Origin of the sequence: Enterococcus innesii (genome assembly GCF_022846515.1) — a bacterium.
GTDB lineage: Bacteria > Bacillota > Bacilli > Lactobacillales > Enterococcaceae > Enterococcus_D > Enterococcus_D innesii.
In genome coordinates this window covers 2,857,340-2,875,039 of record NZ_AP025635.1, presented here as the reverse complement: position 1 = coordinate 2,875,039, position 17,700 = coordinate 2,857,340, and the positions used below count along the sequence as shown (strand labels likewise).

Genomic DNA, 17,700 nt, shown 5'->3' with positions numbered 1-17,700 from the left:
AACAGCTGGCTAGCGTCTGCTCTGTTCCGCATTGCGGACCAGTCATTGTGATTTCTAGTACGGTTACTACGCTCCCTATGGTCGCCTAGTACTGTTCATCATCTATTCTGTCTTGCTTCGCAAGCCAATCATAGTGATTCCTAGTGGGGTTACTACGCTCCTTACTGTCGCCTAGTACTGTTCATCATCTGCTCTGTTCCGCATTGCGGACCAGTCATTGTGATTCCTAGTACGGTTACTACGCTCCCTATGGTCGCCTAGTACTGTTCATCATCTGCTCTGTTCCGCATTGCGGACCAGTCGCAGTGATTCACAGCAAAAAACACGTCCGTCCCTGGCAAGGGACGAACGTGTTCGTGGTACCACCCAAATTTAATTGTCATTTGACAATTCTTTGATGATCGGTAACGGGATCAGGCGTCGTTCTCTACTCGAGTCTTTGAAAAGTCAGCTCTTTCAAGAACGCAACTCACAGATGATCTGATTTCTTACAGGGTTTTATTTGGCTTCCACTCTCCCAAACTCGCTTGAAAAATATAAGAAATTTTTCTGTTCTGTGTCTTAGTTGTTATCTGTTTTGTTCAACTCGTCTAATAAGTTTCTCGCATCATCTAACGTTTTCACTTCAGGGCTTTCACTTACATCAACGATTTTTTCATCTGATTCAACAATGTCCACATCAAATGTTTCCACTGCTTCTGAGTTTACTCCAGAACCATTTTCACTGTCAAGTTCTTTTGACAAAACTTCTCTGATCACTTGGTGGGAATCTTGTACATAGCTTGAAAATGGCGCCAAAATTTCTTCCCATTCAGGGCTCTTCACTTGTTCTAATTGCGTTTGCAACATAACTAATAAGTTGTTATGGAAGACTCTGGTTTTCTTCTTCAAGTCATTTGTTTCTGTCGCCAATTGACGTGCATTATTTGTTGCATCTGTCAAAATCTCTTTGGCTTTTTCTTCTGCTGAGGTCATCAAGGCATGGGCATGTTTTTCTGCAGTAGCAACCATCTCATCCGCACGGTTTTGGGCAGAAGTAACGATTACTTCTGATTCTTTGCTTGCGCTTGTTTTTACTTTATCTGCCGTATCTTGAGCCACGATAATGGATTGGTTCAAGGCGTCTTTCAATTCATTGAAGTATTCGAGTTTTTCTTCTGCATGTTTCAATGATTTCTCTAACTCACGATTGCGTTGAACAGCTTCTTCATAATCACGAACAATCATATCCAAGAAGTCATCGACTTCGTCTTGATTGTAGCCTCTCATTTTTACTGAAAAGTTTTTATTTTGAATGTCTAATGGAGTTAATGCCATATTCTATACACCTCTTTGATTTATTTACGTAATACACCTAATAACAATCTAACTTTTTCTTTTTTCGTGGTTCCTTCTAACCCCTGTATTTGAATCCGACCAAATCCTCTTACTGAAACGATATCCAGTAAATCCAGAACAAAATCTGGTCGTAATGCTTCTGTCCAGTTTACTTTTACTTTTCCTGATTCGATCAACTGTTTCGAACGCTGACGAGAGATGTTGTACACGGCGGAGATCACTGTATCAAGACGCAATGAACTAACCGTTTCTCTTTCCTCGGTCCAGCCATCTTTAGGCACGATCAAATCGGTATATTTCGTTTCTTCCAAACGTACCGATACGTTGCCGATTTTATCCACTTGTAGTTGAATAAAATGACTGACTTCAGTAGCAACGAATACTTGCCATATTTCACCATCGGAAAGAATGTCTCCAAAGTATTCCCTCTTGACTCCAGTCCCCATTAACGTGCCCAAAACTTTTCCATGACTCAAAACCGTAAATTTTTTCGGGTATTGAATCGTAAATAAAGTCATGTCAAACTCATCGGTGGTGGGCTCATAGTAATCAGGATAAATTAAACAGCGTCGTCTTTCAGCAGCTTCGTATCCGCCAAAAAAACGGAAGCTTAAATCCGTTGATTGACGAATCAAGCTTTCTAAGATATACGCTTGTCTTGGATCTAAGAAATCAGTCAAGTATGGCGCATACTGCATTTGCACTTGTTCGATCCATCCTTGAGCGGAATCAATAAAAGGGCGTTCATCGTTTCGAAAATGTTGATAGACATTTGCGTTCACCGATAACCACCCCTTACGTTAAAATAAAATTGATTGTAGGATCAATATCAATGCTTGTGATGCTAGCTGTAAGACAATAATTGCAAATGCAATCGTAAAATCGATACCAGCAAAACTTAATTTCAATCGATCAAATAAACTCAAATACGGTTCACACACTTTTGCCAAGAAACGGCCAAAAGCGGATTGATACCCTCCTGGAAACCAAGACAAAAGTGCATAGATCACTAATAAAATGGTATACAGATAAACAGCATCACTCAGTAATTTAACGAATCTCAAGAATAAAATTGGCGTTCCTCCTCACTTTAGATATCAAAAAAATTGGTATCTGCTAATGTTTGGGCAGTGCCTTCAATTTCCATACCCTTAGGCGTGCAAAGAAAAATTTCATCGCCAACGCGCTTGATATCACCATCTTCAGCGTACACTGTTCCTGTTAAAAAATCAACTATTCGACGAGCTTGGTACTCTTCAATTAAATGAAAATTAACAAGTACAGCATCACCATTGATGACTTGCTTCGCAATCCCCATTGCTTCAGAGTAAACACGTGGTTCTACGATCGTTATTTTTCCTGCTACTTGCGAGGAAGTTTCTTTTGCTTTTGTATCTTTGACTCTCGTATTGGTTCTTTGTTGCGCCATCGGAACGACTTTTTCTTCCGTCTTAGGTACCGATCTTACTCGTTCAGCCGCAGCTGAGGATTGTTGATAAGCAGCAGTTTGAGGTTGCTGTCTGTATTGATAAGCTTGATTTTGTGGTTGACTTGTTGTACGGGTTGCCGCTTGGCCAGATGCATACGTATTCGCGGATGTTCTGGAGGCAGTAAAAGCTCCTCCTTGGTTCACAGCCGGTTTAGATGCTGTTCGTGCCGGTTCTTCAGTGGCATATGTTTCTTCGTAATAATCTTCTTCGTCAGTCAATCCAAAAAAATTGGTCAGTTTCTCTTTGAGCGACATCGGTCAACCTCCTTTTTTATTGAAATAATGCTGTTCCTACACGAATAAATGTTGCGCCTTCTTGGATCGCAATGGGAAAGTCATTACTCATTCCCATACTCGTTTCTAAGCAAGGGGCATGTGTAAGATGCAGGTCAGCGATTTGTTGTTGAATCCTTTTTAATTCTTTAAAAATCTGATGCTGCTCGTCTTTGGAAGCAGTGAGCGGGGCCATCGTCATCAATCCAACAACACGAATTTTATCGAACGAAGCGAGTGCTTCAATAAAAGCCATCACCTCTTCTACGAAAATCCCTTGTTTCGTTGCTTCCTGCGAAACATTTACTTCCACAAAGCAGTTGATCGGATGCTCTGCTCGTTTTTGAATTTCTTGTGCCAGTTTGATTGAATCTAACGCATGGAAAAAATCAATCTCGTTTATAATTGATTTTACCTTTCTACGCTGCAAATTGCCAATAAAATGCCAACGGACATCCGGAAAATCCGTTAATGCTGCTTTTTTTTCAAGTAGTTTTTCTACTCGATTTTCAGCACAATTCCGCACACCATTTTCTAGAAGTTCTCTTGTCGTTTCTGTATCTACGGATTTTGTTACAGCTGTCAAACAGACCTCACTGGCGTTTCTAGAAACAAGAGCACAGGAGTCCTGTATCTCTTGCTGGATCTTGTGCAAGTTCTCAGAAATCATGTGCTCTGCCCCCTAGCGTTTACGACGGAAAAATGGTGGTGTGCTTAATTCGTCGTCATCATTCGAGCGTACTTCATCACGGCTGAAGGTGTCGAATTCTTTCTTTTCTACATTTTCAAATGTGTTTTCTTCTACTTTAGGTCGTACATTTTGTTCTTTACGGATATCCCAATCACCGAAACCATTGCTTTCCTCTGCTTGCGCAGGACGTGCTTGGTCCATATCTAATGTTGGTTTTTGTGGGATAGAATGAATTTGGCTTTGGCTTTGTCTGCTAGAGCGAGAACCCCGTTCTTTTTTTGAAGGGTCAATACCAGTTGCAATGACAGTCACACGGATTTCATCGCCTAGGTCTTCGCTGATTGAGGTACCTAAGATAATATTTACATCACCTGTTGCTGCATGAGCGACGATATCAGAAGCATCTTGTGCTTCAAATAAAGTCATATCCAATCCGCCGGTGATGTTCAATAGTACTTGTTCGGCACCATCGATCGAAGTTTCTAGTAATGGTGAAGAGATTGCTTTTTTCGTTGCTTCGATTACACGTTCTTCGCCGCTAGCAACACCGATTCCCATCAAAGCGGTGCCTTGATTTTCCATCACTGTTTTCACATCAGCGAAGTCCAAGTTAACGTAGCCTGGAGCAGTGATCAAGTCTGAGATGCCTTGAACCCCTTGACGCAAGACATTGTCTGCTTCACGGAATGCTTCAAGCATTGGTGTTTTCTTGTCAACAACTTCTAACAAGCGATTGTTCGAGATGATCAATAGTGTATCGACATTCTCTTTTAATTTAGCAATTCCTTCAGCCGCAAAACGGCCGCGTTTTGGTCCTTCAAAAGTAAATGGGCGAGTAACGACACCGACTGTCAATGCGCCGATTTCTTTGGCGATTTTCGCAACGATCGGTGCAGCACCGGTCCCGGTTCCGCCACCCATACCAGCGGTAATGAAAATCATGTCCGCGCCTTCTAATGATTCACGAATAGAATCTTCACTTTCTTCTGCTGCTTTTTGACCAACTTCTGGTTGAGAACCAGCACCAAGACCACGGGTATATTTAGGGCCTAATTGAATCACTGTTTCTGCTTTTGAATTTTTTAATGCTTGAACGTCAGTGTTGGCCGCAATAAATTCTACGCCTTTGACATTTTCTTCGATCATACGGTTGACTGCGTTGCCGCCACCGCCGCCGACTCCGATGACTTTGATCACAGCGCCGTCATTGATGTTATTATCAATTGAAAATTCCATAGTTTATCTTCCTCCTGAGAATCGTTTTAGATTATTCAAAGATATTTGAGAAGAAATCTTTTACTCGGTTTGTGATCGACTCACCTTTTTTCTCTTCTTCTACTTCTTCATAAGTTTCTTCTGGAGCTTCATATTGTTCGTAATGTACTTCTTGTTGTTGAATAGCAACGGGCTGTTGCGCGACTGTTTTTTCACCGGTGATCGCACTTTTGGCAAGCTGATAGACTTCGCTTAAGTTTGCTGAATAGTCAACGATACTGATTACATTGGTGAATACAGGATTTCTAAGTCCCATATGATTAGGAACGTAAAGCTTAACGTTTGTTTCGAATACTTCTTGAGCAAGATCTACGACACCTGGCAGGCTTGCAGCGCCACCAGTTAAAATCACGCCACCTGGTAAATCAAGTCCATCAATTTCGTCTAAGACTTCTTTTGATTTAGTGAAAATTTGTTCCATACGGGCTTCAATGATTTCTGACAAATAGCGTTCATCAATCTTCACAGGTTCTGATTTTCCAATCACATCGACCGGAAACTCTTCGCTAGCTGAAGTTCGTTCAGGATACGCATCCCCATAATTGATCTTCAATGCTTCTGCATTGTTGAAAGAGGTATTTAAAACCGTTGAAATGTCTTTGGTGACAAATTCGCCGCCCTCTTGGTTCACATGAGTAAATTTCAATTGTTTGTCGTGCATCGCAGCTGTCGTTGTTTGGCCGCCACCGATATCGATAACGATCGTGCCAAAATCTTTTTCACCATCAGATAAAATCGATTCTGTCAATGCTAATGGCGTAATGACCACTTCATTGACGATCAGTCCGGATTTTTCCACACACTTACGAATGTTGTGAATGATGGTTTTTGGTCCTGTATAAACCACACCAAACATTTCTAAGCGAACACCGATCATGCCACGAGGATCTTTGATCCCTTCAAACCCATCCACAGTAAATTCTTGCGGTAAAATAGCAATGATCTGTCTTTCAGGAGGGGTTGAACGTACAAGTGCTGCGGAAGCAACATTGCGGACGTCCTCGTCGGTGATCTCTTTTGATTCACTATTGACCGCGATCATCCCTTGACAATTTTCCACTTCAAGAAGATTGGCTGGTACACCAACACTTACACTGCGAATTTGAATTCCTGCTTTTTCTTCTGCTTGTCTTACTGCTCTTTGAATGGCTTGTACCGTTTTATCGATATCTACAATAATCCCACGGTTGATTCCTTCTGATTTTGCATTTCCTACACCAATGATATTCATTTGGCTGTCAACGTATTCGGCTACTACAACTTTTACAGATGTCGTACCGATATCAAGGCCAACATACATTCCCGTTTTTGCCATGGATGGGGTTCCCTCCTACTTAAATTGGATATATAGCGAACCATCACAGTCCGTTTTTAGAGTTCATTCGAATAATTTGTTCACTGTTACCAATTCTACCATATAATGGCGCTTTTTAGAAACAAGTTAATGAAAAAAACTCTTGAATTTTTCCTAAGAATCACTATCAGCTGTTTGATTTTCGTCTGCATCGTCTTCTTGTGTATTTGAAATAGGATACGTAAAGATCCCAACTTCCATATCCACAATACTGTCCTCGGTCAAATCTTTGGCAATTTGCGGATAATACTGCATTTGACTCACCATATTTGAGATGTTGACGATCACTTGATTGCCATCATTCATAAAGAGAGTCAGCAGCTCATCATTGCTGTCACGGGGGGTGTATTTGATTTGAGAAATGCCATCGCGAATTTCTGAACTTAATTCTTGATAGGCACTGAGTGTCGCTTTGATTTTGTCTTCAGCCGAAAAATTTTCTAAAACCGGCAATCCTTCCTCTGGCTGCTCACTGATGTCTTCCAAAACAGCGCCATTTTCCAAAACTGGTGCATAGCCGCCATCTTTGGCTAATAAAGCCACTTCTTGAAATTCAGTAACAGTGATATCGAAACGATTAATACCAGATAGAGAAATGGAAGCATTTTTTATGCGCGGCAATTCTTTTTTGATTGCGGCCACACTCTGATTCCGTTCAAAAAATTGCGGCCACATCTCTTCATTGACGGCTAGGTCAGAATTTTCGAGAATCGCTTCTGCGGATACTTCTTGATTGCCTTTGACCACCACATTAGCCAAACGACTAAGCGGCGAAACAAAATACAAAACAATCAACAAAGGAATCATCAGTAGACCGATAATCAGCGCTAAGCGGCGAATCAATACTTGATTACGGTACGCCTTTAGATTAGGCAACCGATCAGCGAAAGAGCGAGCTTTTTTTTCTGGCTCAGGCAGCCCTTCTTTCTCATCGTCTGTTTCTTCTATCGCTTGTTCTGCTTCAAAAAGTGTTTCTTCTGTCAACTCATCTTCATGTGCTTGGGACATGTCTTCTGTTTCATCAGACGCGGATGACGACCAAGCTGGCTGATTGCCTTTTTCTTGCAAATATTTTAGATTTTCTTTTTGCCAAGGGGTCAACTCTTCCGTTGACGAGGGGGTTTGATCATCATGAGGTGTTTTGTCTTTACTAATGATAATCGCTCCTTTCTATCCCACACATTGTACTATTTGATTACCTCTTGCACAAGTCGAAATAATCGTTCCGAGGCATCGCTGATCCCTTGTTCTTTTGAGGCTTTGGCCATCTTACTACGAAGGGCTTCATCTTGCATGATACTATCTACTGCTTCCACGAGGTTTTGGCTGTTTAATTCATGATCGGCAATCATTTTGACTGCTCCTGCATTAGCTAAACTTTGGGCGTTCTTCGTTTGGTGGTCATTGGTCACATAAGGACTTGGAATCAGAATCGCTGGAATCCCTAATGCCGTAAATTCGGCGATCGATGTGGCACCCGCTCGACCAATCAACAAATCGCTATTTGCCATCACTTCTGCCATTTGATCGATATAGGGACGAATACTGATATTAGGAAAGGCATCTTTTGACATCCCAATTTTTTCTTCGATCTCTTTGTAATACCTTTCGCCAGATGCATAAAGTAACTGATACTCTTTTTGAGCAAACAGCGGCAGCGCATCAATGATCGCTTGATTGATTTTCAGGGCTCCTTGACTCCCACCAAAAACCAAGACTGTTTTTTTCGCCGGATTTAAATCGTAAGAAGACAAAATTGTCGACTTTTGACTATTCCGTACTTCTTGACCACGAGGATTGCCCACCAACACCGTTTTCTTCGCTGGAAAGTATTGAGAAGCATCGTGAAAAGCAATGGCGATTTTATCCACATATTTGGTTAGAAATTTATTGGTGATTCCAGGTACACTATTTTGTTCATGAATAATGGTAGGTATTTTCAACTTCGAGGCAGCAAAGACCACGGCGCCGGAAACATAGCCGCCGGTGCCAATCACTACATCCGGTTGGAACTCTTTGATGATTTTCTTTGCTGCGTAGTAGCTTTTCATAAAAAGCTGGATCGTTTTTACGTTATCCAAAGATAGCTTACGCTTAAATCCTTGAATCTCTAGTGTTTTAAAAGGAATACCTGTTGGAGGGACGATTTTATTCTCTAAGCCCCTTGTTGCACCAATGTATAAAAATTCGGCTGTCGGGTCAATCTCCTTCACGTAATCCACAAAAGACAACGCTGGATAGATGTGTCCGCCAGTACCGCCGCCAGTCACAAGTATTTTCATATCCTTCACTCATTTCTATTTAAGTTCTGCTACTGCCGCCATAAATTTGTCGCCTCGAACTTCAAAATCAGGGTATTGATCCCAACTTGCATTCGCCGGTGACAATAGAATCGTATCTCCAGCAGCACTTAAAGAAAAGGCTAATGGGACGGCTGTTTCAACATTCTCTGTCATTTCAATCGTTTTTACACCAGCGGCTTGAGCAGCAGCGGCTAATTTTTCTTTTGTTTCTCCAAACACAACGATAGCTTTGAGCCCTTTTAGTGCTGGAACCAACTCATCAAAGCTGTTGCCACGATCCAATCCGCCTGCCAGTAAGACCAATTTTTCATTGTCAAAACCACCTAAGGCCATTTCTGTTGCTAAGATGTTGGTTGCTTTTGAATCATTGAAAAATTTCACCTGATTGATAGTGGTGACATACTGGGTCCGATGAGGCACCCCAGTGAAGGTCTGTAACGCTTGTTTGATTGCTTCGTTCGACATATCGCAAAGTTTCCCAACAGCGATCGCCGCTAAGGCATTTTCAATATTATGTGCCCCAGGTACACCGAGTTCCTCCGCTGCCATAATTGCTTCTTCTTTATAGTAGAGCATCCCATCAAGCATATATGCTCCTGCTACTTTTTCCTTGGTGGAAAAAGGAATGATTTTCGCCTTTGATTTGGCCGACAGTGCTTCTAGTTCTGGTTGGTTCCAGTTGATCACTAAATAATCGTCAGCGGTCATTCGTTGTTGCAAGCGCCATTTTGCTAAAACATATTCCGGGCGACTACCATGGTAATCGATATGGGCTTCATAAATATTCGTGATGACAGCGATTTTCGGCCGCAAGGTATCGATTCCCATCAATTGGAAACTTGAAAGCTCCATCACCAACCGATCTTCAGGCTTAGCTGTTTGAGCAACGGAACTTGCAGGAAACCCGATATTTCCAGAAAGCAATGCCTGTCCTTTTTCCATTCCAGCATTCAAGACATTGGCGATCATGGTCGTTGTAGTGGTTTTTCCATTCGTACCAGTAATACCGATAATCGGCGCTTCAGAGATTTGATACGCCAGTTCCACTTCCGTAATCACAGGAATTTTTTTCTCTAAAGCTTTTTGGACAAGAGGTTGTGAATAAGGGATCCCTGGATTTTTAACAACTAGGGAGAACCCTTCATCCAATAATTCAATTGGGTGGCTGCCAGTGATCACTTTGACCCCTAAAGCCAAAAGATCTTGTGCTTCTGGATTTTCAGCAAATGGCTTTCCGTCATTAACGGTCACAAGTGCGCCCAAATCATGTAACAATTTGGTCGCACTGAATCCACTACGCGCTAATCCTAGCACAAGAACTTTTTTATTTTGATATGTTGTAATTTTTTTCATTTTCTTCATCTCCTACCATACAAGGGCTATTGTGAGCAACGAGCAACCTAACGCGATACACCAAAATACAGTGTCGATCTTCCACTCAGACCATCCACTCATTTCAAAATGATGATGAATGGGTGACATCTTGAAGATTCGTTTGCCCGTTAATTTGAATGAGGCAACTTGCAGCATCACGCTTGCTGTTTCACAAACATAGACCAATCCGACAAGCAAGAGGGTCCATTCTTGGTGTAAAAGAATTGAGATAGCTGCCAACAGACCGCCTAAAGCCAGTGAGCCGACATCCCCCATGAAAATTTTTGCCGGTTTGCGATTGTAGGGAAAGAAGCCGATCAATCCGCCAATGATCGCAAGACAAACGATCAAAACATCGATTTGATCTTGTCGCCAAGCAATCAGTGCGTATGTTGAAAAAGAAATCGTGCCCAGTCCTGCGACTAGTCCATCGATCCCATCCGTCAAGTTGACTGCATTTGAAAAACCCACAAGCCAAAAAATGACGAATAAGCCATAAAAAATCGATAGCGATACATCGATCCCAAAGAAATTCAGTACATCCGCATTGCCTTCAGATCGGAAAACAAAGTAAAAGACGAGTCCGCCTAAAATCTGTCCAATCAGTTTTTGCAGCGAGTTTAAGCCCATATTTCTTTTGCGGAAAATCTTGATGAAGTCATCAAGAAATCCTAATGCACCATAAACCAAGGTAATGAACAAAAGAATGAACAATGAAGCAGTCAATTGATTTTGCCATGCTCCTACCCAGATGGCAGTGATCATTGCAGAAATCAAAAATACAAACCCACCCATCGTTGGTGTTCCGGCCTTTACATTGTGCCATTTGGGACCGTCACCACGTATTTCCTGTCCGTATTTCTTCATTTGAAAATAGCCGATAAACAAAGGCATTGTGGCTGTTACGATCGCAAAGCCACTTGCCAAAGGTAATATCATCTCTGTCCATTCCATATTGTTCTCTCCTATTTATTCGTTTTCACTTAGTGTAAACTTGATCGATTGCCCCGATAATTCGGTGTAAGGCTCAACGCTTTGTTTGGTACAATAGCCGTCTCCTTCAAAACTAACATCTACATTTAGTAGACTGCCAAATTTAATCAAATCTGCTTTTGACCAGGAAGTTGTATCCGGCATATAGTACTTATCGCTATCGGTAACGAGCAGTACTCGTTCTCCTGGCATGATCGAAGTTCCACTGTCAACCGATTGGGCAATGACTTTTTCACCATCCCCGATGACTATTGGAATCAACCCAGCTTTTTGAACGTCGGTTGCAGCAGATTCTGTATCGAGATTGCGATAATCCCCCACAGTCGTTTCGCTACCAGATGTTGTGCTTTCTTCTAATGCAGAGTTTTTCAGATCCATGACCCGTTTCATCAATGGATTGGCAATCTCACCTAACACGGTACTTTCATGCTTCTCTGGTAGTTTAATGGTCAAATACAAAATATATTCTGGTTCTTCTGAAGGAAACATCAAAACGACAGAATACAGATAATTGGTGCCTCCAGACAAATACTTGCCGGTTGTTGGATCAGCTACTTGGGCCGTCCCGGTTTTCGCAGAAATGTTGTAGCCAGGTAATTCATAAACGCCATAGGCACTTCCGTAATTTTCACTTTCGACAACATCACGCATATATTCGCGAACCTTCGCTGCCGCTTCTTCTGTGATGGGGTGTCCCACCTCTTCAGGTTGCGTGACCGTTTCTTCTCCAGTATTGCCATCAACGATTTTACTAATAAATTGTGGTTTCAGCATCGTTCCATTATTGGCGACTGATGTAAAAGCCTGCATCATTTGGAAATTCGTCACACCAATCGCTTGACCAAAAGAAGTCATCGCCTGGCTGACAGGATTATCTTCTGGGGTGATTCCCGTATTTTCGTTAGGCAATCCTGAATAGGTGCTACGACCAAAGCCAAATTCTTTTAAGTATTGTTGCCAGCGGTCAGCCATTCGCTGTTCCAAGGTCACCATTCCAATATTACTGGACCACGAAAGAGCTTGGCGCATCGTCAAGGTTCCTTTTTGACCAAAGTCCCAGTCATTGATGGTGGCATCATAAAGTTTCAATCCATCAGGGCTTGGGGTAAAAGTTTCGTTCTCATTGAAGATACCTTGATCGATGGCAGCTGCCGTCGTTAAGATTTTCATGGTGGATCCTGGCTCATAGTTGTCTTCAACCAATAGATTTTGCCAATCATTGATTGAATCCAAATTTTCTGGATTGTAGGTTGGTCGTTGTGCCATCGCTATGATTTCGCCGGTTTTGGCATCCATTAAATTGGCTGTTAAGTTTTCTGGTTTGTTTTCTTTAAAGACACTGTCCATCAGCGTTTCCAAATAGCTTTGGATCCGACTATCGATGGTTGTATAGACGTCTTTTCCATCCACCGCTGCGACGGTTTCGGCAACTGTTCCTGGTAGCGGGTTTTGATTGTTATCTTTTTGATAAACAATCTCGCCATCAGTTCCCGATAACACATCATTGTAGGCAGCTTCTAACCCGGTTTTACCGACTAGACCAGTATCGTCGTCATTGGCAACCGCATAGCCGATAAAGTGAGAAGAAAAGACCCCATTCGGATAAAGGCGAGCTGGATGGCTATCAAAATGGAAGCCAGCAATATCTTCTTGTTCCATCGCATCTTCAATCGCATTTTTTTGTTCTAATGTAATATTATTTCCCTTACTCCCAAAAGACACTCGCCACAATTGTTGCTCAAGTCCATCCTCTAACGTATTGACTGCTGTCTCTTGATCAATGGACAAGACATCTGACAAGATTTTGGCCAACTTATTGAAGTTTGCTTTTTCTGCAAAGAGATTCTTGTTACCATCTTTGTAATTTTGATTTAAAACAGCGTAAATAGAGTATGAGGTCACGTCCTCAGCAATCGGGATTCCATTGCGGTCATAGATCGTTCCTCGTTTCGCCTTGATGACTTCACTGCCCTCATAGAGATTTTTGGTTTTTTCTGCTAATGAAGTCCCCGCAACATCTCCGACAATGACGATATAGCTCAAACGCGTGACAAACAAAAAGAACAATCCAATACTCGTAGCAAACAGAATAATACCTACTTTTTTGCGATTGTTCGTTGTAGTTTGATTGTTCTTTTTTAAGTATTGCTTGAATTTATCTGTTAACTTCATTTAGTCCACTTTCCTTAAATTGCCATCATCGATCGACAATCCATTATCCTCAGCAATCTTTTGGATCCGTTCGGTTTTAGAAAGCTCATTTTTCTCTTGTTCCAACTGTTCTGCTTGTGTCGTTTTTTCACTGATATCCGATTGGATAAGAGAAATATCATGTTCGACTTGGCTGATATTGGTCCGAATATTGATGGTCAAGATCGCCAACGTCAATACAGCGATGATCACAAAGGCAGCAATCAGTTTTTCTAGAGTAGAAATACTTTTTAACCGACGAGCCGGAGATGCTGGTACACGGATGACCTCAGGACGCTGGGGATCAGTAGGCAGTTTTTCAGTTGTCGGTTCAGAGTGATCCAAAGGTTGTGATTCAAGTGGTTCTCTGAATTCATAGTCATGAACTTTTAGTTCTGCCATAGTTGTTACCCTTCGCTTTCCTTGATTTTTTCCGCGATTCGTAGTTTCGCACTACGAGAACGATTATTTTCAGCTACTTCTTCCTCAGTAGGAAGCAGTGGTTTTCTTGTTATAAGTTTTAGTGTTGGTTGAAATTCTTCTGGTATCATCGGCAGACCTGGCGGCATGTCCTTCGGTGTACTGTATTCCTTGAACATCGATTTCACGATTCGATCTTCTAAAGAGTGGAACGTGATCACACTGATACGTCCGTTAACTGATAAAAGATGAATTGCTTGTTCAAGAGATTCTTCAATTACACCTAGCTCATCATTGACTGCAATTCGAATGGCTTGGAAAATCCGTTTTGCTGGGTGACCGCCCTTTCTTCTTGCTGGAGCTGGAATGGCTGCTTTGATGATATCGACCAATTCCCCCGTTGTTTCGATGGGATGATCTTGTCTCACCCGCTCGATTTCACGAGCGATTTGTTTTGAGAATTTTTCTTCTCCATAGCGGAAGAAGATTTTGACTAATTGATGGTAGTCGAATTGATTGACCACTTCATAGGCAGTCAATGCTGCAGTTTGATCCATCCGCATATCTAGCGGTGCATCTTGGTGGTAGCTAAAGCCACGTTCGGCTTCATCTAATTGGGGTGAGGAAACACCTAAATCGTACAAAATCCCATCGACTCGGCTCACACCGTGTTGATGCAATGCTTCCTTTAAATAGCGAAAATTACTTTTAATAAACGTGACCATCCCTTTAGCAACATATGGCGCTAAACGTTCTTTAGCATGGTCGATGGCGGTTTGGTCTTGATCAAAGGCAAAGAGATGTCCCTCTTCAGATAGTTGTGACAATAGATATTCACTATGACCGGCTCCACCTAATGTACAATCGACATAGACGCCTTCTGGACGAATCTTTAACCCATCAACGGTCTCCTGTAGCATAACGGTGTAGTGTTGAAAATCTGCCATGTGTTTTTTCCTCTTCCTATCAAGCCTATAAGCCAAAGTCGATCATTGTTTCAGCAATTTCATCAAAGTTTTCTTCTGCTTCTTCAGAGAATGCTTGCCAACGCGTTTCATCCCAAATCTCAATCCGGTTTGAAACCCCGATGATCACGCAGCTTTTAGTAAGGTCTGCATGATTTCTCAATGTAACAGGGATATTGATCCGACCTTGTTTATCGATCTCGCACTCTGTTGCAGCAGAATAAAAGAAGCGGACAAATGTCCGAGCATCCTTTTTCGCTAAAGGCATTTCGTTTAGTTTTTCTTCAAGTTTTTCCCATTCAGATAAGGGGTAGCCAAATAAACAGCCATCTAATCCACGTGTCACCACAAATTTTTCTCCGAGTTTTTCTCGTAGTTTTGAAGGGACGATTAGTCGGCCTTTTGCATCTATCGAATGTTGAAATTCTCCCATAAACATCGATAAATAACCCCCGATCTCCACCTGATATTCACAGTCTACCACAATCCCCCACTTTCTACCACAAATTATATGAAATTTGAAAGGGAAGTTGTTTGACTTTTCTTTACCAAATGAACAAAAAGGGAGAAAAAGACTTCTTAGAGTTTTTAAAAAAACTCTAAGAGAAAAAATGGACGTTTATCAATGGTCAAACTACTATAAGTAACTTACAATATTTAAAATGATCAAAACGATATGAAAGATGATCGTAAAGAGGAAAATACTGCGCCAATACATTTTAAAATAGCGATTATATTGGATTTCTTCATAGTAGTACGCCTGAAAGACGGCCAGTAGAATGCCTAATAGAAAAATGGAGATCAAATAGTACAATGTGATTGCTTGATCAAAAGTATATTTTGATAATTGGTGAATCCCCACCATTAAAAATGGTACCGCTAAATCCGGTGCCTTCACATGGAAACGATCATTCAACGAAAGTGCAGAAACGATAAAACGACAAGCAAAATAAACGAGCACAGGAAAAATATACCAAAACAAAACGATTGGATTAAATCCAGACATACAGCAAAATCCTTTCTAACAACTAGTGTCACTATACTTTATTTTCTTTACATCCATGTTTCAGTTCTTTTAAAAATCTAAGCCGGAATAAGACAGCCATGAAATTTTTTAAGGAGGCTCTTATTTCAGCAACTAACTTTTGAAAGTTTTAAAGAATGTATTTCTTTACCTATTAAAGCAGAAGGGCGTAGCTTCAACAAGCCTATCTTGCCATTCTAACGAATTTTTTTATGGTGAAATTGAAATTTTCTTAATTTCTCCTTGGATCAACTTGAGTTCTTGAGAAATTGAGGGTAAACTGTCACTAGAATAACTCTAAAAGGTGGATTAGAATGAACGAGAAAAAACCAAAAAGTACCTTTGCAAAAATCACACAAGTCGTGATCTGGACCATGCTTATTCTCACTGTCGGCTCGATTTTCTTAGCAGCATACACAAGTATTATGGGTTAATCCTATTAAAAAGTGCCCTTTTCCAAAATGATGGCTTCCATCTTTTGGAAAAGGGCACTTTTTTTTATAGTAACGGTGACACAAGACGTGCCAAACCTTCTTTGATTTTGATCGTCAACTTTCTTTGTTGATATGCTTCGATCGTTAGAGGCTTCGAATCGATCGAATCTGCTAGAAACGCTTCTTTCGTTTTGGTCGCTAGCTGCGCATCATAGATGATTGTATTAACTTCAAAATCTAGGCGAAAAGATCGGACATCAATATTTGCCGAACCAATCGATACAAGTCCACTGTCAATGATCATCGTTTTTGCATGCATAAACCCTTTTTCATAAGTCTCGATGATTGCGCCAAAGCGGAGCAATTCAGCCGCAAATGAATAGGTCGCCCAATAAACTAAAGGATGATCAGGTTTGTTCGGAATTTGTATATGAACTTTCACCCCAGAGAGCAGGGCTAACTTTAAGGCATTATGAATGGCTTCATCCGGAATATAGTACGGCGTTTGGATTAGGATCTCTTTTTTAGCTAAATTGATCATTTTCAAATAAGTCATTTTGATTTCTTCATGTTCCGTATCAGGACCACTAGTGATGACTTGGGCAGCGACTGTCCCTGTTTGTTTGATCTCAGGAAACAATGCCGGATCATATTTGATCTCCAAGGCATGTTGTGAGTTCCAGTCCATTAGAAACCGATTTTGCAGCGAATAGACTGCTGAGCCGGCAATTCGCAAGTGATTATCTCGCCAATAACCGAATTTTTCCACTTGTCCTAGATACTCGTCTCCCACATTAAATCCACCTGTATAACCAATCTCACCATCAATCACCACGATTTTGCGATGATTCCGATAATTGATTCGCGGATTGACATAAGGAACGAACAAAGGAAAGAAAAAGGCAATTTGCCCGCCATGTAGACGCAACTCATCAAAAAACTTCAAGGATACTTGGGTACTGCCCCAAGCATCTAATAAGACTCTTACTTTCACACCTCGCTTTGCCGCTCGTACCAATGCTTCTTTGACCTCATTTCCTAATGCATCGCTGCGATAAATATAATATTCCATATGAATGTGATTTTTTGCCTGTTCGATATCAGCAATCAAAGCATCAAATTTCTGCCGTCCATCGGTATAAAGCGTCATGCTATTGGCTGTCGTATAGAGAGATTGACCAAAGACCGTCAACAGATAGACTAACTGCTGGACTTCTACTTGAGCAGTCGGCGGATGCGGAAACAAATGACGCGAAAGTGCTTGTTTTTGCTCTTCTAGTTCAACATTTAGACCAATCTTTGCTTGCGAGCGCATATCAAAGATCTTTTCCTTGGAGATCCCTCTTCCGAAGAAAAAGTAAAGAACAAAACCAACAATAGGAATAAACATTAAGACCAAAAGCCAGGCCCATGTTTGAGCAGTCTGCCGCCTTTCTCTAAAAATGATAATAATCGATAACAAAATATTTACTATAAATAAAATGGTTACTAGATTGTCCATTACAACCATTTTTTCACCTCTTCCCCGATTTCCCGCTACTAAAGCATATCAAAAAATGGTACCTAAAGTAAAGAAA

At 41.3% G+C, this 17,700-nt stretch carries 18 protein-coding genes and 1 other annotated feature; of the genes, 1 reads left to right on the top strand and 17 read right to left on the bottom strand.

Annotated features, from left to right (window positions below):
- Positions 1-337 precede the first annotated feature (337 nt).
- Positions 338-566: a binding site (T-box leader), on the bottom strand.
- The 16 genes from ENLAB_RS13385 to ENLAB_RS13310 form a co-directional block, all read right to left on the bottom strand.
- Positions 562-1,317: a DivIVA domain-containing protein gene (locus ENLAB_RS13385; protein ID WP_077453523.1), complete on the bottom strand. Its 756-nt coding sequence runs from the start codon at positions 1,315-1,317 to the stop codon at positions 562-564. Its footprint overlaps the feature before it by 5 nt.
- Positions 1,318-1,337: 20 nt before the next feature.
- Complete coding sequence (locus tag ENLAB_RS13380) at positions 1,338-2,120, bottom strand: YlmH family RNA-binding protein (protein ID WP_016613826.1); 783 nt, start codon at positions 2,118-2,120, stop codon at positions 1,338-1,340.
- A gap of 18 nt (positions 2,121-2,138) precedes the next feature.
- Positions 2,139-2,402: a YggT family protein gene (locus tag ENLAB_RS13375; protein WP_005228822.1), complete on the bottom strand. Its 264-nt coding sequence runs from the start codon at positions 2,400-2,402 to the stop codon at positions 2,139-2,141.
- Between the two features lie 26 nt (positions 2,403-2,428).
- Positions 2,429-3,082, bottom strand: a complete 654-nt coding sequence (locus ENLAB_RS13370; protein WP_077453524.1) for a cell division protein SepF — start codon at positions 3,080-3,082, stop codon at positions 2,429-2,431.
- Positions 3,083-3,098: 16 nt separating this feature from the next.
- Positions 3,099-3,770, bottom strand: a complete 672-nt coding sequence (locus ENLAB_RS13365; RefSeq protein ID WP_077453525.1) for a YggS family pyridoxal phosphate-dependent enzyme — start codon at positions 3,768-3,770, stop codon at positions 3,099-3,101.
- Between the two features lie 12 nt (positions 3,771-3,782).
- On the bottom strand, positions 3,783-5,027 hold the full coding sequence (ftsZ, locus tag ENLAB_RS13360; protein WP_244351553.1) for a cell division protein FtsZ: 1,245 nt from the start codon (positions 5,025-5,027) through the stop codon (positions 3,783-3,785).
- Positions 5,028-5,058: 31 nt separating this feature from the next.
- Positions 5,059-6,381: a cell division protein FtsA gene (gene ftsA, locus ENLAB_RS13355; RefSeq protein WP_081118410.1), complete on the bottom strand. Its 1,323-nt coding sequence runs from the start codon at positions 6,379-6,381 to the stop codon at positions 5,059-5,061.
- A 153-nt stretch (positions 6,382-6,534) separates the two neighbouring features.
- A complete protein-coding gene (locus ENLAB_RS13350; protein ID WP_140965681.1) occupies positions 6,535-7,521 on the bottom strand; it encodes a cell division protein FtsQ/DivIB in 987 nt (328 codons plus the stop codon).
- An 86-nt stretch (positions 7,522-7,607) separates the two neighbouring features.
- The gene (murG, locus tag ENLAB_RS13345) at positions 7,608-8,702 is read right to left on the bottom strand and encodes an undecaprenyldiphospho-muramoylpentapeptide beta-N-acetylglucosaminyltransferase (protein WP_077453529.1); all 1,095 of its coding nucleotides are present in this window, start codon (positions 8,700-8,702) and stop codon (positions 7,608-7,610) included.
- Positions 8,703-8,717: 15 nt separating this feature from the next.
- Positions 8,718-10,076, bottom strand: a complete 1,359-nt coding sequence (gene murD, locus ENLAB_RS13340) for a UDP-N-acetylmuramoyl-L-alanine--D-glutamate ligase (protein ID WP_244351534.1) — start codon at positions 10,074-10,076, stop codon at positions 8,718-8,720.
- 12 nt (positions 10,077-10,088) lie between these two features.
- Positions 10,089-11,051, bottom strand: coding sequence for a phospho-N-acetylmuramoyl-pentapeptide-transferase (mraY, locus tag ENLAB_RS13335; protein WP_005237283.1), 963 nt, complete (start codon positions 11,049-11,051; stop codon positions 10,089-10,091).
- A 15-nt stretch (positions 11,052-11,066) separates the two neighbouring features.
- Positions 11,067-13,262 (bottom strand): penicillin-binding transpeptidase domain-containing protein, encoded by a 2,196-nt coding sequence (locus ENLAB_RS13330; protein WP_081118407.1) that lies wholly within the window; start codon positions 13,260-13,262, stop codon positions 11,067-11,069.
- The gene (gene ftsL / locus ENLAB_RS13325) at positions 13,263-13,682 is read right to left on the bottom strand and encodes a cell division protein FtsL (RefSeq protein WP_077453532.1); all 420 of its coding nucleotides are present in this window, start codon (positions 13,680-13,682) and stop codon (positions 13,263-13,265) included.
- Between the two features lie 5 nt (positions 13,683-13,687).
- On the bottom strand, positions 13,688-14,647 hold the full coding sequence (rsmH, locus tag ENLAB_RS13320) for a 16S rRNA (cytosine(1402)-N(4))-methyltransferase RsmH (protein ID WP_244351525.1): 960 nt from the start codon (positions 14,645-14,647) through the stop codon (positions 13,688-13,690).
- Between the two features lie 25 nt (positions 14,648-14,672).
- Positions 14,673-15,104, bottom strand: a complete 432-nt coding sequence (mraZ, locus tag ENLAB_RS13315; RefSeq protein WP_005228792.1) for a division/cell wall cluster transcriptional repressor MraZ — start codon at positions 15,102-15,104, stop codon at positions 14,673-14,675.
- A gap of 198 nt (positions 15,105-15,302) precedes the next feature.
- Positions 15,303-15,671 (bottom strand): DUF3397 domain-containing protein, encoded by a 369-nt coding sequence (locus ENLAB_RS13310; RefSeq protein ID WP_244351523.1) that lies wholly within the window; start codon positions 15,669-15,671, stop codon positions 15,303-15,305.
- A gap of 332 nt (positions 15,672-16,003) precedes the next feature.
- On the opposite strand from ENLAB_RS13310, the gene ENLAB_RS13305 reads away from it, so the two are divergent.
- Positions 16,004-16,123, top strand: a complete 120-nt coding sequence (locus tag ENLAB_RS13305; RefSeq protein ID WP_005237290.1) for a DUF4044 domain-containing protein — start codon at positions 16,004-16,006, stop codon at positions 16,121-16,123.
- A 64-nt stretch (positions 16,124-16,187) separates the two neighbouring features.
- Here the strand turns inward: ENLAB_RS13305 and cls are convergent, their stop codons facing one another.
- Positions 16,188-17,633: a cardiolipin synthase gene (gene cls / locus ENLAB_RS13300; RefSeq protein WP_096742357.1), complete on the bottom strand. Its 1,446-nt coding sequence runs from the start codon at positions 17,631-17,633 to the stop codon at positions 16,188-16,190.
- Between the last annotated feature and the right edge of the window lie 67 nt (positions 17,634-17,700).

Coding starts and splice junctions, on each gene's coding strand:
- mraZ (WP_005228792.1), bottom strand. CDS start 15,104: ATGTTTATGGGAGAATTTCAACATTCGATAGATGCAAAAGGCCGACTA.
- ENLAB_RS13385 (WP_077453523.1), bottom strand. CDS start 1,317: ATGGCATTAACTCCATTAGACATTCAAAATAAAAACTTTTCAGTAAAA.
- ENLAB_RS13370 (WP_077453524.1), bottom strand. CDS start 3,082: ATGTCGCTCAAAGAGAAACTGACCAATTTTTTTGGATTGACTGACGAA.
- murD (WP_244351534.1), bottom strand. CDS start 10,076: ATGAAAAAAATTACAACATATCAAAATAAAAAAGTTCTTGTGCTAGGA.
- ENLAB_RS13330 (WP_081118407.1), bottom strand. CDS start 13,262: ATGAAGTTAACAGATAAATTCAAGCAATACTTAAAAAAGAACAATCAA.
- ftsA (WP_081118410.1), bottom strand. CDS start 6,381: ATGGCAAAAACGGGAATGTATGTTGGCCTTGATATCGGTACGACATCT.
- ENLAB_RS13305 (WP_005237290.1), top strand. CDS start 16,004: ATGAACGAGAAAAAACCAAAAAGTACCTTTGCAAAAATCACACAAGTC.
- cls (WP_096742357.1), bottom strand. CDS start 17,633: ATGGTTGTAATGGACAATCTAGTAACCATTTTATTTATAGTAAATATT.
- ftsZ (WP_244351553.1), bottom strand. CDS start 5,027: ATGGAATTTTCAATTGATAATAACATCAATGACGGCGCTGTGATCAAA.
- mraY (WP_005237283.1), bottom strand. CDS start 11,051: ATGGAATGGACAGAGATGATATTACCTTTGGCAAGTGGCTTTGCGATC.
- murG (WP_077453529.1), bottom strand. CDS start 8,702: ATGAAAATACTTGTGACTGGCGGCGGTACTGGCGGACACATCTATCCA.
- rsmH (WP_244351525.1), bottom strand. CDS start 14,647: ATGGCAGATTTTCAACACTACACCGTTATGCTACAGGAGACCGTTGAT.
- ftsL (WP_077453532.1), bottom strand. CDS start 13,682: ATGGCAGAACTAAAAGTTCATGACTATGAATTCAGAGAACCACTTGAA.
- ENLAB_RS13310 (WP_244351523.1), bottom strand. CDS start 15,671: ATGTCTGGATTTAATCCAATCGTTTTGTTTTGGTATATTTTTCCTGTG.
- ENLAB_RS13365 (WP_077453525.1), bottom strand. CDS start 3,770: ATGATTTCTGAGAACTTGCACAAGATCCAGCAAGAGATACAGGACTCC.